This is a genomic window from Streptomyces luteosporeus (assembly GCF_039532865.1).
GTDB lineage: Bacteria > Actinomycetota > Actinomycetes > Streptomycetales > Streptomycetaceae > Streptomyces > Streptomyces luteosporeus.
Window position 1 is genome coordinate 144,228 of record NZ_BAAASL010000013.1, and the last position, 15,325, is coordinate 159,552.

Genomic DNA, 15,325 nt, shown 5'->3' on the forward strand with positions numbered 1-15,325 from the left:
GAACCCTCCGGCAGCCGCCGGCCGCACCTCGCGGCCGGGAGGCCGACGGCAATCAGCCGGCGACCGCGGCGACCACGTACCGGACCGGTGTGGGCAGGTGCAGGGACCCCTGCCCGCGCATCCGGTCCAGTGCCGTGATCAGCCGCTCGCGCAGCGCCGTGCGCTCGCGCTCGGGCAGGTGCTGCCACAGCAGTCGCATGCCCTGGGTGTGGGACCAGTCCACCCATGTGGTCCCGTCCGGCGCGACCAGGTCCACCGGCTCGTCCGTGATCGCCACGTCCCGGTAGCCCGCCGCGCGCATCGTCCGGTCGAGCTCCCCGGCGTCCCCGAGCCAGCTGTTGAACCGGCGCCGCAGCTCCGTGGGCCGCCACTCGGGTGGCAGCGCCTCCAGCAGCCGGGCCGGGATCAGCTCGGTGAACACCGGCGGCAGGAACGGGAAGGTGCCGTCGGTGAACACCGGGCTGGTGAAGGCGATCCTGCCCGAGGGCCGCAGCAGCCGCGCATACCGGGCCAGCGCTGCCGGCGCGTCGGGCAGGAAGATCACGCTGTAGCTGCCCGCCACCACGTCGAAGGAGGCCACCGGCAGATCCGGCCGCTCCCCGTCCATGACCCGGACCTCGACGTTGCCGGCGCCCAGGGCGACGGCCTGCCGGCGGGCCTGCGCCACCATGGCCGGCGCGATGTCGATGCCGAGGACGTGCCCCGCGGGGCCGACGCGTTCGGCGGCCGCGAACAGCACCGCGCCCCGGCCGCACCCCACGTCCAGGACCCGCTCACCGCTGCGCGGCGCCACCCGCTCCACCAGTCGCCGGCCCATGGGTGTGAAGAATTCGACGCCCAACTGGTCGTACGTGCTCGCGGCCCGGTCGAACGCCTCGGTGACCGCCGATTTGTACTGCATGTCGTCCATGACGCCTCCCTGGGGTCGGTCCATCCGGCCCCACCACCCTGGCGAGTGACTCTCCGGGCCTGGTCGGACCGGGATCGGCACCGGCTCGAACATCGCTCACCGGCCGATCGAGAACGGGTGGCCGCCGATTGTTCCGCCACCGCCCGTACCGCAAGGATTGCCTCAATCACCCGCTGTCGAGGGGGAATTGGGTATGAGCAGGCAGATCGACGCAGTGCGCCGCATGGTGCAGGCGTACAACACGGGCAAGACCGACGACGTCGGTGAGTTCATCCACGACGAGTACCTCAATCCGGGTGCCCTCGAACACCGGCCCGACCTGCGCGGCCCCCAGGCGTTCGCCCTGGCCGTGCAGTGGCTGAGGACGACCTTCTCGGAGGAGGCCCACCTCGAGGAGATCGGCTACGAGGAGAAGGGCCCCTGGGTGCGGGCCAGGCTGGCGCTGTACGGCAGGCACACCGGCAACCTCGTCGGCATGCCCGCCACCGGCCGCAGGTTCTCCGGCGAGCAGATCCACCTGATCAAGCTGGTCGACGGCAAGATCCGCGACCATCGTGACTGGCCCGACTACCTCGGCACCTACCGGCAGCTGGGCGAGCCGTGGCCCACGGAGGAGGGCTGGCGCCCGTGAGTGCTCCCTCCCCCTTCGACGACGACCTCGGCGTACTGCTGCGGCAACTGGGCAACCTGGTGACGCCGATGGCGGTACGGGTGGCAGCCACCCTGCGGCTGGTGGACCACCTTCAGGCCGGGACCACCGACATGGCCGGCCTCGCCGAGCGCACCGGCACCGACGCCCGGGCCCTCGAGCGCCTCGTGCGCCACTTGGTGGTGATGGGCGTGCTGGAGGGCGGCGAGGACGGCACGTCCCTGCGCCCCACGGCACTGGGCCGGCTGCTCGCCGACGACCACCCGGCCCAGCAGCGGGCCTGGCTCGACCTCGGCGGCGCCGTCGCCCGCGCGGACCTGGCGTTCACCGGACTCCTGGACGCCGTGCGCACCGGTCGTCCGGCCTACCCGGACCGCTACGGCCGGCCGTTCTGGGAGGACCTCTCCGCCGATCCCGCCCTGGCGGCCTCGTTCGACGCCCTGATGGCCTGCGACGGGAACGCCGCCTACGACGCCCCGGCGGCCGCCCTCGACTGGACCGGGGTGCGGCACGTCCTCGACGTCGGGGGTGGCGACGGCGCCCTGCTCGCCTCCGTCGCCCGGGCCGCGCCGGAGGTGCGGGGCACTCTCCTGGAGCTGCCCGGCCCGGCGGCGCGGGCCAGACAGGCCGTGGCCGAGGCGGGTCTCGCCGACCGGATCACCGTCGTCGACGGCGATTTCTTCGACCCGCTGCCCGTGACCGCCGACGTCGTCGTCCTGTCCTTCGTCCTGCTCAACTGGCCGGACGACGACGCCCTGCGGCTCCTGCGGCGCTGCGCGGACGCCGTGGAGCCCGGCGGCAGGCTGCTGGTGCTCGACCGTGCGGACGCCGACGGCGACGGCGCCGACCGCTTCATCGGCACCCTGCTCGACCTGCGCATGCTGGTGTTCATGGGGGGCCGGGTACGCACCTGTGACGAGGTCCTCGCCCTCGCCGACTCCGCCGGCCTGACGAACCTCTCGGCCCGCACCGTCGGCTCGTCGGTCCTGCCGTTCACCTTCTCACTCCTGGAGTTCACCCACGCGGCGGGCAACACCGCCGGGACGAAAGGCGTAGCCGCATGACCGAGCGCATCGTCCCCAGCGGGGACGTGGAACTGTGGAGCGACGACTTCGGAGACCCGTCGGCCCCGGCGCTGCTGCTCGTCATGGGCGGCAACCTGTGCGCCCACGGCTGGCCCGCCGAGTTCGCCCGGCGCCTGGCCGACGGCGGCCACCACGTGATCCGCTACGACCACCGTGACACCGGGCGCTCCACCACCCGCGACTTCACCGCACACCCCTACGGCTTCGGCGAGCTGGCCGCCGACGCCACCTCGGTGCTCGACGGCTGGGGCGTGCGGGCCGCTCACGTCGTGGGCCTGTCCATGGGAGCCACCATCGCCCAGGTCATGGCGCTCGACCACCCCGACAGGCTGCTGAGCCTGACCCTCATGCTCGGCGGCGGCCTCGACATCGACTTCGACGCCAACATCGAGCTCACCCTGCGCGGCGAACCCACTCCCGACGGGCTCCCCGGCCCGCGGCAGGAATTCCTGGACGCCTTGGCCCTGATGTCCGAGCCGACCGAGGACCGCGAACAGGAAGTCGCCAAGCGGGTGCGCAAGTGGCAGATCCTCTCCGGGCCCGGCGTCCCCTTCGACGTCGACGAGTACCGCAGGTGGGAGGAGCGGGCCATCGACCACGTGGGAGGACGGCTGGCGGAGCCGCACGCCCACTACGCCCTGACGCTGCCGCCCGCCTCCCGGGCCGGGGAACTGCGCGGTATCACCGTGCCCACGCTGGTCGTCCAGGCCGAGAACGACCCGATTGCGCCCCCGCCGCACGGCAAGCACCTGGCCGGACTCATCCCGACCGCTCGCCTGGTGGAGATCCCCGGCATGGGCCACGCACTGCCGTCGTCGGTCCATCCGCCCTTGGCCGAGGCGATCCTGGCCCACACCCGCAGCGTGCGGTGACCGGAAGGGAAGCGGAGCACCCATGTACGGATCCGACCTCGCACAGGTCTACGACCTGGTGCACCGGGAACGCGGCAAGGACTTCCGGGCCGAGGCACAGACGGTCGCCGCCCTCGTCCGTCGACACCGCCCGGGTGCCCGCCGGCTGCTGGACGTGGCGTGCGGCACAGGGGCCCACCTGAGGCACTTCTCGGACCTCTTCGAGCAGGTGGAGGGGCTCGAACTGGCCGAGCCCATGCGGGCCGCGGCGCGCGCCGTGCTGCCCGGGACGCCGGTGCACCACGGTGACATGCGGCAGTTCCGCCTGGAGTCCACCTTCGACGTGGTGACCTGCATGTTCGGCTCCATCGGCTACATGGGCGACGAAGCGGAGCTGCAGCAGGCCCTGACGATGTTCGCCCGGCACCTCGAACCCGGTGGCGTGGCCGTCGTCGATCCCTGGTGGTTCGACGAGACGTTCACCGACGGCCATGTCTCCGCCGACGTCGTCCGGGCCGGCGGCGTGACCGTCTCGCGCGTGTCGCACTCGGCGCGGCGCGGCCGCACCTCGCACATGGACGTGCACTTCGTCGTCGCCGATGCCGGCTCCGGCGCCCGGCATTTCGTCGACACCCACGTCATCTCGCTGTTCAGCCGCACACAGTACGAGGAGGCGTTCGCCGGCGCCGGATTCGACGCCGTCCACCTGCCCGGTGTGATCTCCGGGCGCGGACTGTTCGTAGGAGTGCGCACCCGCTGAGGGTGTCGCAGGGAGGGGAATCAAACGGCATGAGCGAATACGAAGCCGACGTCCTGGTCGTGGGCGGCGGACTGGGGGGACTGTCGACGGCGATGTTCCTCGCCAGGCAGGGCGTGCGCGTGCTCGTCGTGGAACGCCGCTCCGGGCTCTCGCCCTACCCACGGGCCGCCGGGCAGAACCCGCGCACGATGGAGCTGCTGCGCATCGGCGGAGTCGCGGACGAGGTGATCCGCACCGACGACATCCGGGGCCGGCAGGGCGACTTCGTCATCCGGCTGGCCCGCAGCGTACGCGGCGAAGTGATCAGAACCGTCTCGGAGAGCTTCTCCGAGATGATCGCAGCCACTGCGCCCTGCACCCCGGCCGGCTGGGCCATGCTCTCCCAGGACCGGCTCGAACCCATCCTGCTGGCCCAGGCCGAGCGCCACGGCGGTGCCGTCCGCTTCGGCACCGAACTGGTCTCCTTCCAGCAGGACGGCGACGGTGTCACCGCCGAGCTGAGCGGACCCACCGGACCCTACGCCCTGCGCTGCCGCTACCTGGTCGCCGCCGACGGCAACCGCAGCAGCATTCGCGAGAGCCTGGGCATCCGGCGCTACGGGCACGGGACGCTCACGCACATGGTCGGCGTCATCTTCGACGCCGACCTCTCCTCGATCATGGAACCGGGCACCACCGGCTGGTACTACCTGCACCACCCCGAGTTCACCGGGACCTTCGGGCCGACCGCCGACCCCGGCCGGCACACGCTCTTCGCCGAGTACGACCCCCCCAAGGGGGAGAGTGCCGAGGACTTCACGCCGCAACGCTGCACCGAGCTGATCCGGCTGGCTGTCGAACACCCTTCACTGCAGCCGCGCATCGTCGACATCCAAAGCTGGGAGATGGCCGCCCGCATCGCCGAGCGCTGGCGCGAGGGACGGGTGTTCCTGGTCGGCGACGCGGGCAAGGTCACCCCACCCACCGGCGGCATGAGCGGTAACAGCGCGGTGGCCGACGGGTTCGACCTCGCCTGGAAGCTGGCCGCGGTGCTGCACGGACAGGCCGGCCCCGGCCTGCTGGACACCTACCAGGAGGAACGCAGGACCGCCGCGGAGCTGGTCGTCGCCGAGGCACTGGCCATCTATGCCCAGCGGATGGCACCACACATGGCGGAGGTGTGGGACAGGTCGGTCGGCTACGCCGAGACCCTGCTCGGTTTCCGCTGCCGCTCCTCCGCCGTCCTCGCCACCGACGACGACCCCGCGCGGGTGGAGGATCCGCTGCGGCCCAGCGGACGCCCCGGCTTCCGGGCCCCCCATGTGCGCATCGAACGCGCAGGTGAGCGACTGTCCACCATCGACCTGTTCGGCGACGGCTGGACCCTGGTGGCCGGTGCCCTGGGCGAGGGCTGGACCGCAGCCGCACCGGCCGTCGCCCACGACCTGGGGGTTCCCTTGCGCACGTACCGGGTGGACGACGGCATCGTCGACGTGGAGGGCACGCTGGCGCACCGCTACGGCATCGGCAAGAACGGCGCGAGCCTCGTCAGGCCCGACGGCATCGTCGCCTGGCGCACGGAGGAGTGCGCCCACCCCGAGGCCACGCTGCGCGACGTGCTGCGGCGGGTGCTGTCCAGGTGACCGGGAGGGTGGGGCGGACACGCCGCCCCGCCCTTGCCCGTACTCGTGCCCGTCAGACCCGGGCCGCGCCCAGGCCCGCCAGGACGGCCCGTTGCTCGGCCGTGCCGCCGACGACCTTGGCCACCCGCCGCACCGCGTCGACCAGTGCCGCCTGACGCAGCATGGCCTCCGGAGCGGGCGCCGCACCGACGTCGCCGAGCGCCGCCCGCACGAACGCGTCCAGCGCGTTGACGACCTGGTTGTCCTCGGGCAGGGACCGCTCGGTCACCACGTCCTGCTGCTCGATCCGCACCACGGGCCTGAGCTGCTCGGGCGGGGTGAACGCGCGGCGCACGCTCAGCCGGCCACGGCTGCCCCACAGGGAGTAGGTCGAGCGGTAGGAGTGCTCGAAGCCGAAGTCCAGTTGGGCCGTGCGGCCCTGCGCGTCGCACAGCAGGGCGCTGCCCGCCACGTCCACTCCGGTTCTTTCGTCCACGCGCAGACAGGCACCGAGGACGTCCAGCTCGCCGGGCAGGTACAGCTGCGCCGCTCGCAACGGATACACGCCGACGTCGAGCAGCGCGCCGCCCCCCAGGTGCGACTGGTAGCGGAACGACGACGGTGCCAGCGGGGGCACCGCGAAGGAACCCGAGAAGACGCGCAGTTCGCCGAGCACGTCCTGCTCGATCAGGGCGCGTACCGCACGGTGCTGGGAATGGTGCAGGAACATGAAGTTCTCGGCGAGCACCAGGCCGAGCTGCTTCGCCGTCGACAGCAGTTCCACGGTGTGCGCGTAGCGCTCGGACAAGGGCTTCTCGACGAGCACGTGCTTGCCGGCCGTCAATGCGCGCAGCGCCCATTCGTGGTGCATGCCGGGGGGCAGCGGGATGTAGACCGCGTCCACGTCGTCCCGCTGCAGCAACGTCGCGTAGCCGGCAACGCCGCAGCATCCGAAGGCCGCCCCGACCTGCTCCGCCCGGGTCCGGTCCCGGCTGGCCACCGCGACGAGCTCGACACCGTCGTGTGCTGCGAGAACGGGCAGGATCCGGCGGATCGCGATGTCCGCGCAGCCGATGACGCCCATGCGGAGCGTCCGCTGCGGACGGTGCTGTGGCATATGAAAACCCCATCACGGTACGGCAATCGGTGGAAACAGCCGGTGGGTACGTCAACCTAGGCGTGCCGCATCGCACGGGGCTTGAGGAACGCTGGATCCGTGCGTTGCCGCCTTGAGCGGTTTTTTACTGCCTCCCCGTACGTTTCCCAGGAACCGACGACGGAGGTGACGGGTGACGGCAGCGACGGGTACCTCAGTGCACGACCTCCAACTGCTCCACGCGGCGCAGTGGCTGTATGCGGTCAACGACGAGCCGTTCGCCCCGGGGGACGGCGATCCGTACGCACGGCTCGTGCGGGGCTTCGACGAGGACACCACCACCGTCCTCGCATCCATCCGGGCCCGCGGTCCCCTGTGGCGCAGCCGCCTCGGCGGCTGGGTGTGCGGGCACCACGAGACGGCGGTGCTGCTGCTGGACCACCCCGGGCTGGCGGCGGCCCCCGCCGCACCGGCGGGGGAGCGGTGGCTGCCGTCCCACGAACGGCAGCGCGACCCTGCCTTCGCCCGGGCGTTGGCCCGACGGTGTGCGCCAACCGGCACCGGTGCGGAACACGACCGGTGGCGGGATGCGGCCGGGGCCGCGGTCTCCCGGCTGCCCACGGGCGCAGTGGAGCTGGTCGCCGACCTGGTCGTCCCACTGACCGCCGCCGTCGCCGCCGATGCCCTGGAGGTGCCCGGCGAGCAGCGCACCGGATTCGCCGCGGCGCTGGCCGCAGCCGCGCCGGCCGTGGACGCCCTGCTGTGCCCGCAGACCTGGGCGGTGCACCAACGCAGCGACGATGCCCTGCGCTACCTGCGGGTCCTCTTCAGGGGACGCGCCCATGCCGACGCGGACCTCGTTGCGGCCGTCGCCGGTGTCCGGGCCGCCGCCGACGTACTCGGCAACGCGCTCGAGGTGTTGCTGACCCGCCCGCCCACGTGGGAACGGCTGCGGCGGGACCCGGCCCACGCCGAGCAGATCGTCGACGAGGTTCTCCGGCTCGCGCCGCCATGGCGGGCCCACCCCTTGGTCGCCTCCACGCCGGTCCCGGTGGCCGGCCAGGAGATTGCCACCGGGGAGACGGTCACCGTCGTGACCGCGGCCGCCCCGGGTGCCCCGGCACACCACCTGCAGCCCGAGCGCTTCGACCGGCCCGGCACCCCCCTGCCCGACGGACTGCCGGGCCCCGTGCTCCCGCTCGCCCGGGACCTGGCCGGACACACGCTGAGGGCACTGGCGGACCGGTTCCCGGCGGCACGGCCGCTCGGCGGCGCGGTCCGCCACCGCCGGGCCCCCATCACCCGGCGCCTGTCCCGGTTGCCGGCCCGGCTCGGCGAGGAGGAGACCCGATGAGGGTCCTGTTCACATCACTGGCCCACCACACCCACTACTACCCCCTCGTCCCGCTGGCCTGGGCCCTGCGCACCGCCGGCCACGAGGTCCGCGTCGCCAGCCAGCCCGAGCTCACCGACGTCATCACCGGCACCGGCCTCGCGGCCGTCCCCATCGAGTGGTCGCTGGGACCTGTCGAGGAACTCGGCCTGCTGGGGCGGCTGCACGACGAGGCCGCCGCCCATGCCCAGGGCTTCGACTACGCGGCCCGGGGGGAGCATCCCTGGAGCTGGGAGGAGCTGTTGCGCCTGGAGACCGTCATGGTTCCCACGCTGCTCACCGCCCTCAACAACGACACCATGGTCGACTCGCTGGTGGACTTCGCCCGTTCCTGGCAGCCGGACCTCGTGGTGTGGGAGACCTTCACCCTGGCCGGTGCCGTCACGGCACGGGCGACCGGCGCGGCGCAGGCCCGACTGCTGTCCGGCCCCGACATCGCCGTGCGTGCCCGGCAGGAGTTCCTGAGGCTGCGCGCCGCACAGGAACCCGAGCACCGGGAGGACCCCACCGCCGAGTGGCTCGGGGCGACGCTGCACCGCCTGGGCTGCGCCGAAGGCTTCAGCGAGGACCTGGTCACCGGCCAGTGGACCATCGACACCACGCCCCCCAGCACCCGGCTGGAGCTGGGGTTGCCCACCGTGCAGGTGCGCCACGTGCCGTACAACGGCCCGTCCGTGGTGCCGGACTGGTTGCGCGTCCACCCCCCGCGCGCACGGATCTGCGTCACGCTCGGCGCCTCGGGCTCCGACGTCGGCATCGGCATGGCCGACCTGCTGCAGGCCCTTGCCGCCCTGGACGCCGAGATCGTCGCGACCGCCGACGACGAGACGCGCGCCAGGTCCGGCGAACTGCCGGGCAACGTGAGGCTGGTGGACTTCGTCCCGCTCAACGACCTGCTCCCCACCTGCGCGGCGGTGGTGCACCACGGTGGCGTGGGCACCAAGGCGGCCGCCGAGCTGCACGGCGTGCCGCAGCTGATCCTCGCCTTCGGGTGGGACACCGAGGTCATGGGCCGGCGGCTGGCCGACATCGGTGCCGGGCTGTGCGTCACCAGCAGCGAGATCACCCCCGACCTGCTGCACAAGCAGACCGAGCGGCTGATCACCGATCCGTCCTTCGCCGCGGGGGCACGGCGCCTGCAGGAGGAGATGCTCGGCGTACCCAGCCCCAACGAGGCCGTACCCGTGCTGGAGAGGCTGGTCGCCGAGCACCGCGGCCCCGCCGCACCCGGCCTTGACGGATCCTCGACCGGGGCGCGGCAGTATCTGCTCAGAAGTGACCGAGGGTAAGGGGGACTGCGGTGTCCGAGACCAAAGCGCTGGCGCTCGAGCTGGCGCGCAAGTACCACGAGGAGCAAACCCCGCCCGGCTTCGAGCCGGGTGTCACGCCGATCCTCAGCTCCGGGGCGGTGCTGGACGAGGACGACCGGCTGGCGCTCGTCGAGACCGCCCTGGACCTGAGGATCGCCGCGGGACCGAGCACCCGCAAGTTCGAGAGCGCGTTCGCCCGCTTCTTCGGCCTGCGCAAGGCGCACATGGTGAATTCGGGGTCGTCGGCCAATCTGCTGGCGGTCGGCGCCCTCACCTCGCCGAAGCTGGGCGACATGCGGTTGCGCCCCGGTGACGAGGCGATCACCGTGGGCGCCGGCTTCCCGACCACGATCAATCCCCTCGTGCAGAACGGCCTCACCCCGGTCTTCGTCGATGTGGAGCTGGGCACGTACAACGCCTCGCTCGAGCAGATCCGGGCGGCGATCTCACCGCGCACCCGGCTGATCATGATCGCCCATGCGCTCGGCAACCCGTTCCAGGTCGCAGAGGTGGCCGAACTGGCCGCCCGCCACGACCTGTTCCTCGTCGAGGACAACTGTGACGCGGTGGGCTCGACCTACCAGGGCCGGCTCACCGGCACCTTCGGCGATCTGACCACGGTCAGCTTCTACCCCGCCCACCACATCACCGCGGGAGAGGGCGGCTGTGTGCTGACCCGCAGCCTGGAGCTGGCGAGGATCGTGGAGTCGATGCGCGACTGGGGCCGCGACTGCTGGTGCGAGCCCGGCACGGACAACACGTGCCTGAAGCGATTCGACTACCAGCTGGGCACCCTGCCGCCGGGCTACGACCACAAGTACATCTTCTCCCACGTGGGGTACAACCTGAAGGCCACCGACCTGCAGGGCGCGCTGGCCCTGAGCCAACTGCGGAAGCTGCCGGACTTCACCGCCGCCCGCCGGCGCAACTGGCAGCGGCTGCACGACGGCCTGTCCGGCCTGCCCGGTCTGCTGCTGCCCCGGGCCACCCCCGGCAGTGATCCGAGCTGGTTCGGCTTCGTCATCACCGTCCTGCCCGATGCCGGCTTCACCCGCAAGGACCTGGTCGGCTTCCTGGAGGGGCGCCGGATCGGCACCCGCCGTCTGTTCGGCGGGAACATCACGCGCCACCCGGCCTACGAGGAGGTCCGCTATCGCGTGGTGGGCGAGCTGACCAACTGCGACATCGTCACGGAGGACACCTTCTGGATCGGCGTCTATCCGGGCCTGACCAACGACATGCTCGACTACGTCATCGAATCCGTCACCGAGTTCTGCACCAAGGGAGTCCGGTCATGACCTTCACCGCACAACCCGGCAGGGTCGCCATCGTCACCGGTGCAACCAGCGGGATCGGCCTGGCCGTGACCCGGATGCTGGCCGCGGCCGGCCACCGCGTCTACCTGTGCGCGCGTGACGCCGACCGGGTGGCCCTGACGGTCAAGCAGCTCCAGGACCGGGGCCACCAGGTGGACGGGCGCAGCTGCGACGTACGCGCCACCGATCAGGTGGAGGCGCTGATGAGCGCCGCGGTGGAACGCTTCGGCCCCGTCGAGGTCCTGGTCAACAGCGCCGGCCGCAGCGGTGGTGGCAGCACGGCCGAGATCACCGACGAGCTGTGGGACGACGTCATGAGCACCAACCTGGACGGCGTCTTCCGGGTCACACGGGCTGCCCTGTCCACGGGCCGCATGCGCGAGGGAACCTTCGGGCGCATCGTCAACATCGCTTCCACCGGAGGCAAACAGGGCGTGGTGCTGGGTGCGCCGTACTCGGCCTCCAAGCACGGCGTGGTCGGCTTCACGAAGGCCCTGGGCCTGGAGCTGGCCAAGACCGGCATCACCGTCAACGCCGTCTGCCCCGGCTATGTGGAGACCCCGATGGCCGAGCGGGTGCGCCAGGGGTACGCGGCCGCATGGGGGACGACGGAGGAGGACGTGCTCCAGCGCTTCCAGGCCAAGATCCCGCTGGGTCGTTACAGCACGCCCGAAGAAGTCGCCGGCCTCGTCGGCTACCTGCTGACCGACGCCGCCGCCCCGGTCACCGCGCAGGCGATCAACGTCTGCGGCGGCCTCGGCAACTACTGAGGAGCGCCATGTCCCACGAGACCCGTCACGAGATCGTCGTGGCCGCCGCACCCGAGGTGGTTTTCGACCTGATCGCCGATACCAAGCGATGGCCCATGCGGTTCCCGCCGAACGTGCACGTCGAACGGCTGGAGGGCGACGACCGCGAGGAGCGGATCAGGATCTGGGCCACTGCCAACGACGAGGTCAAGACCTGGACCTCACGACGCTTCCTGGACCGACCGGGCCTGAAGGTCTCCTTCCACCAGGAGGAACCCCACGCCCCCGTTGCCGCCATGAGCGGCGCGTGGCTGCTGCAGCCGCTGGACGGAGGCCGGACGAAGGTGGTCTTCACCCATAGCTTCGACGCCGTCGGCAACGGCCCCGACGACGTGGCATGGATCCGCCGGGCGATCGACACCAACACCGGCGCCGAGCTCGCAGCACTGCGCGACGCCGCCGAATCGACGCACGGCGAGCAGGAGTTCACCTTCGACGACACGGTGCGCTGCGACGGCTCCCCCCGGGACGCCTACGACTTCATCTGTGCGGCCGACCGCTGGGAGGAGGAGCTGCCGCACGTGGCCCGGGCGGCGATGACGGAGGAGATCCCGCACGTGCAGGTCCTGGAGATGGACACCCGGACCGCCGACGGCAGCACCCACACCACCCGCTCGGTACGCGTCTGCTTCCCCGCCGAACGGATCGTCTACAAGCAGATGCGGACACCGGCGCTGATGGCGGCCCACACCGGCGAGTGGCTCTTCGAGGAGGACGGGGACGGCTGCCGCATCACCTCCCGGCACACCGTGCGGATCGACCCGCGGGCCGTACCCGGAGTGCTCGGCCCGCAGGCCACCGTCGACGACGCCCGCCGGATGGTCCGCGAGGCACTCGGCCGCAACAGCAGGACCACCTTGGCACACGCCGCCTCCCGGGCCCGCGCCCTGCGCCGGTCCGCACCGGTGCCCGCCGCGCTGTACACCTCGGTGCAGCAGTTCTACGCGGAGCAGATGCGCCTGCTCGACGAGCGGCAGGCCGGGCCCTGGGCCGAGACGTTCACCGAGGACTGCGTCTTCGCCCAGAGCAACGGGACCGCTCCGGTCCGGGGCCGGGCGGCCCTGGCGGCCGCCGTCCGGGACGGCCTGCGGAGGCCGGCCGCCGCAGGGCAGCAGCGGCGGCACGTCTTCGGCATGCTCACGGTGCGGCCCGCAGCCGACGGCACCGTCAGAACCCGTGCGTACGCGCAGGTGCTCGCCACCGCGCCGGGCGGGCCGGCCGCCGTCCACCTCAGTGCCGTGTGCGAGGACGTGCTCGTCGAACGGGACGGCAGGTGGCTGGTCCACGACCGGCGGATCGAGCACGACGGATCCTGACGACCCGCCGCACGGGTCGCACCCCGTGGGTGCGGCCGGTGCGGCGTCACCGCAGGGACAGGCCGCCGTCCACGGGGACGACGGCGCCGGTCATGTAGCCCGCGCCCGGGTCCGCGAGCGTGGTGACCCACCAGGCCAGCTCCTCGGGCGTGGCGGCACGCCCGGCCGGGATGCGCTCGGCCATCGTGTCCAGGAAGCTCCGGTACTCCTCGGCCGACATTCCCGCCCGCTCGCCGATCCCGGTCTCAGTTACGCCCGGAGCCACCGAGACCACCCGGATGCCCCGGGGCGCCAGCTCCACCGCCCAGGTGCGCGTGAAGTGGTTGAGCGCCGACTTGGTCGCCCAGTAGACGGAGTTGTCAGGGAACGCCTGGATGCCCAGCGAGCCGGCGGAACTGACGTTCACGACCGTGCCTGCGGTCTCCGTCAGGGCGTCCAGCGCCGCCTGCGTGAGGAAGAGCGGCGCCACCATGTTCGTGGCGATCTGCCGTTCCGTCTCCGCCCGGTCCATGTGCTCCAGCGAGGAGAACACTCCGACCGCAGCGTTGTTGACCAGGACGTCGAGCCGGCCGAACTCCTTCAGGGCCGCTGCCACGACCTCCCCGGCCGCCTGGGGTGCGGTGATGTCCGCCACCAGGGTGCGGATGCGTTCGTGGCCGCGGGCGGTCTCCTGCAGCGGGCCCGCGGTGCGTCCGACGACGAGGACGTTCTCGCCCGCGGCCGCGAACCGGCGGGCGGCCGCACGGCCGATGCCCGTGCCGGCACCGGTGATGATCACTGTGCGTGGTGTCATGGCGGCACGCTAGTGGCGTCCACTCGAACAGGGGTCGAGCCATCCGGGCAGTGCCCCCGGCCCCGCCCCTCTACGGCCGGTCGTCGCGTGTGATGCGGCGCTCCGCCACGCGCAGTTCCCCGTCCTGCCGTACCAGCCGGTCGCGCATGACGCAGGACAGGTGCACCCGCGGCGGGCCCTGCCGGCCGACGGCCAGGATCTGCACGTACGAGACGGCCTCGATCCCGTCCCGCACCCCCGGCCCGAGCGTCGTCATGCCCACCCAGTGACGGTGCACCTCGCCCGCCCCGGCCCGGCCCTCGGCCGCGGCCCGGGCGCCCGCGGCGATGGCCTCTCGTCCGCGCACCGGCTCGCGCAGCGACGGCGCGGCGAACACGGCGTCGTCCGTGAACGTCCGCGCCCACTGCTCGGCGGCGCCGTCGTCGAGCAACTGCATGTGGCGGGCGTAGAACTGCTGGATGTCGCTGATGTCCGTGCTCGGCACCGTCTCGCCTCCTGGAATCGCGTGATGACACCGTTCGACTTTGCCGCAGCCGCGTCGAGTCCCGGTCGAGCCGACCCCTTCCCGCCCGGGTGATCGAGCCGTTTCCCAACGCCTTCCGAGCGGACGGCGCGAGGCTGAGCGCGTCGTCCAGGAGGTGTGCCGTGCGCATTGTCGATCTGTCCTCGCCGGTGGATGCCGGCGGTTTCGAACCCGACCCGGTCGTCCACGAGGTGATGTCCCCGCGCGAGGGCGCGCTGCACATGCGCGACGAGATGCGGCAGCACTTCGGCATCGACTTCGACCCCGACGACCTGCCCGACGGCGAGTTCCTCTCGCTGGACCGGCTGAGCCTGACCACGCACACCGGCACGCACGTGGACGCCCCCTCGCACTACGGCTCCCGGATCACGTACGGAACCGGGGTGCCCCGGCACATCGACGCCATGCCCCTGGAGTGGTTCCTCGCCCCCGGCGTGGTGCTCGACGTCAGGGGCCGCGAGGCCGGCGTCGTCGGCGCGGACGACCTGCGCAAGGAGCTCGCCCGCATCGGTCACGTCCTCGCACCGTCCGAGATCGTGCTGTTGCACACCGGGGCCGCGGACCGGTCCGGCACGAGCAGCTATTTCACCGACTTCGTCGGTCTGGACGCCGGCGCCATCGCCTTCCTCCTCGACGAGGGCATCCGCGTGGTCGGCACCGATGCCTTCAGCCTGGACGCCCCGTTCGGCTGGATCATCCAGCGGTACCGCGAGAGCGGGGACGCGGACGTGCTGTGGCCCGCGCACGTCGCCGGCCGGCACAGGGAGTACTGCCAGATCGAACGGCTCGCCGGCCTTGCGGACCTGCCGGCGCCGCACGGCTTCCAGGTGGCCTGCTTCCCCGTGAAGGTGGCCGGTGCCGGCGCCGGATGGGCGCGCGCCGTCGCCCTCGTCAACGACTAGTGCAACGACAG

The 15,325-nt window shown here is 72.2% G+C and carries 15 protein-coding genes; 11 read left to right on the forward strand and 4 right to left on the reverse strand.

Annotation, left to right across the window (positions count from 1 at the left end; all coding sequences use genetic code 11):
* Nucleotides 1–52: 52 nt before the first annotated feature.
* Nucleotides 53–910 carry a class I SAM-dependent methyltransferase gene (locus ABD361_RS18860; RefSeq protein ID WP_344436574.1) on the reverse strand — a complete coding sequence of 286 codons (858 nt, stop codon included), beginning with the start codon at nt 908–910 and terminating at the stop codon, nt 53–55.
* Between the two features lie 193 nt (nt 911–1,103).
* Here ABD361_RS18860 and ABD361_RS18865 point away from each other — a divergent pair, with 193 nt between their 5' ends.
* The 5 genes from ABD361_RS18865 to rdmE are packed head-to-tail and all read left to right on the forward strand — an operon-like array spanning nt 1,104 to nt 5,877.
* Nucleotides 1,104–1,541 (forward strand): SnoaL/DnrD family polyketide biosynthesis methyl ester cyclase, encoded by a 438-nt coding sequence (locus ABD361_RS18865; protein ID WP_344436575.1) that lies wholly within the window; start codon nt 1,104–1,106, stop codon nt 1,539–1,541.
* Nucleotides 1,538–2,623 carry a methyltransferase gene (locus tag ABD361_RS18870; RefSeq protein ID WP_344436576.1) on the forward strand — a complete coding sequence of 362 codons (1,086 nt, stop codon included), beginning with the start codon at nt 1,538–1,540 and terminating at the stop codon, nt 2,621–2,623. The genes ABD361_RS18865 and ABD361_RS18870 overlap by 4 nt, the downstream gene beginning before the upstream one ends.
* On the forward strand, nt 2,620–3,516 hold the full coding sequence (gene rdmC / locus ABD361_RS18875) for an anthracycline biosynthesis tailoring methylesterase RdmC (RefSeq protein ID WP_344436577.1): 897 nt from the start codon (nt 2,620–2,622) through the stop codon (nt 3,514–3,516). The genes ABD361_RS18870 and rdmC overlap by 4 nt, the downstream gene beginning before the upstream one ends.
* 22 nt (nt 3,517–3,538) lie before the next feature.
* Entirely contained in the window at nt 3,539–4,255 is a 717-nt protein-coding gene (locus ABD361_RS18880; protein WP_344436578.1) for a class I SAM-dependent DNA methyltransferase, read from the forward strand.
* 29 nt (nt 4,256–4,284) lie between these two features.
* Nucleotides 4,285–5,877 carry an aklavinone 12-hydroxylase RdmE gene (gene rdmE / locus ABD361_RS18885; RefSeq protein WP_344436579.1) on the forward strand — a complete coding sequence of 531 codons (1,593 nt, stop codon included), beginning with the start codon at nt 4,285–4,287 and terminating at the stop codon, nt 5,875–5,877.
* 52 nt (nt 5,878–5,929) lie between these two features.
* Here the strand turns inward: rdmE and ABD361_RS18890 are convergent, their stop codons facing one another.
* The gene (locus ABD361_RS18890; RefSeq protein ID WP_344436637.1) at nt 5,930–6,940 is read right to left on the reverse strand and encodes a Gfo/Idh/MocA family protein; all 1,011 of its coding nucleotides are present in this window, start codon (nt 6,938–6,940) and stop codon (nt 5,930–5,932) included.
* 205 nt (nt 6,941–7,145) lie between these two features.
* Here ABD361_RS18890 and ABD361_RS18895 point away from each other — a divergent pair, with 205 nt between their 5' ends.
* From ABD361_RS18895 to ABD361_RS18915, 5 genes are read left to right on the forward strand one after another with little or no spacing between them, the layout of a single operon-like run.
* The gene (locus ABD361_RS18895; protein ID WP_344436580.1) at nt 7,146–8,306 is read left to right on the forward strand and encodes a cytochrome P450 family protein; all 1,161 of its coding nucleotides are present in this window, start codon (nt 7,146–7,148) and stop codon (nt 8,304–8,306) included.
* On the forward strand, nt 8,303–9,634 hold the full coding sequence (locus ABD361_RS18900; RefSeq protein ID WP_344436582.1) for an activator-dependent family glycosyltransferase: 1,332 nt from the start codon (nt 8,303–8,305) through the stop codon (nt 9,632–9,634). The genes ABD361_RS18895 and ABD361_RS18900 overlap by 4 nt, the downstream gene beginning before the upstream one ends.
* An 11-nt stretch (nt 9,635–9,645) precedes the next feature.
* The gene (rfbH, locus tag ABD361_RS18905; RefSeq protein ID WP_344436583.1) at nt 9,646–10,953 is read left to right on the forward strand and encodes a lipopolysaccharide biosynthesis protein RfbH; all 1,308 of its coding nucleotides are present in this window, start codon (nt 9,646–9,648) and stop codon (nt 10,951–10,953) included.
* Entirely contained in the window at nt 10,950–11,741 is a 792-nt protein-coding gene (locus ABD361_RS18910; RefSeq protein ID WP_344436585.1) for an SDR family NAD(P)-dependent oxidoreductase, read from the forward strand. Before rfbH ends, ABD361_RS18910 begins: the two co-directional genes overlap by 4 nt.
* A gap of 8 nt (nt 11,742–11,749) precedes the next feature.
* Nucleotides 11,750–13,096: a nuclear transport factor 2 family protein gene (locus tag ABD361_RS18915; RefSeq protein ID WP_344436586.1), complete on the forward strand. Its 1,347-nt coding sequence runs from the start codon at nt 11,750–11,752 to the stop codon at nt 13,094–13,096.
* Nucleotides 13,097–13,142: 46 nt separating this feature from the next.
* On the opposite strand, the gene ABD361_RS18920 is transcribed toward ABD361_RS18915, so the two are convergent.
* On the reverse strand, nt 13,143–13,874 hold the full coding sequence (locus tag ABD361_RS18920; protein WP_344436638.1) for an SDR family NAD(P)-dependent oxidoreductase: 732 nt from the start codon (nt 13,872–13,874) through the stop codon (nt 13,143–13,145).
* 85 nt (nt 13,875–13,959) lie between these two features.
* Nucleotides 13,960–14,373, reverse strand: coding sequence for a nuclear transport factor 2 family protein (locus ABD361_RS18925; protein WP_344436587.1), 414 nt, complete (start codon nt 14,371–14,373; stop codon nt 13,960–13,962).
* 161 nt (nt 14,374–14,534) lie between these two features.
* Between ABD361_RS18925 and ABD361_RS18930 the strand changes: the two genes are divergently transcribed.
* On the forward strand, nt 14,535–15,314 hold the full coding sequence (locus tag ABD361_RS18930) for a cyclase family protein (RefSeq protein WP_344436589.1): 780 nt from the start codon (nt 14,535–14,537) through the stop codon (nt 15,312–15,314).
* Nucleotides 15,315–15,325 lie beyond the last annotated feature (11 nt).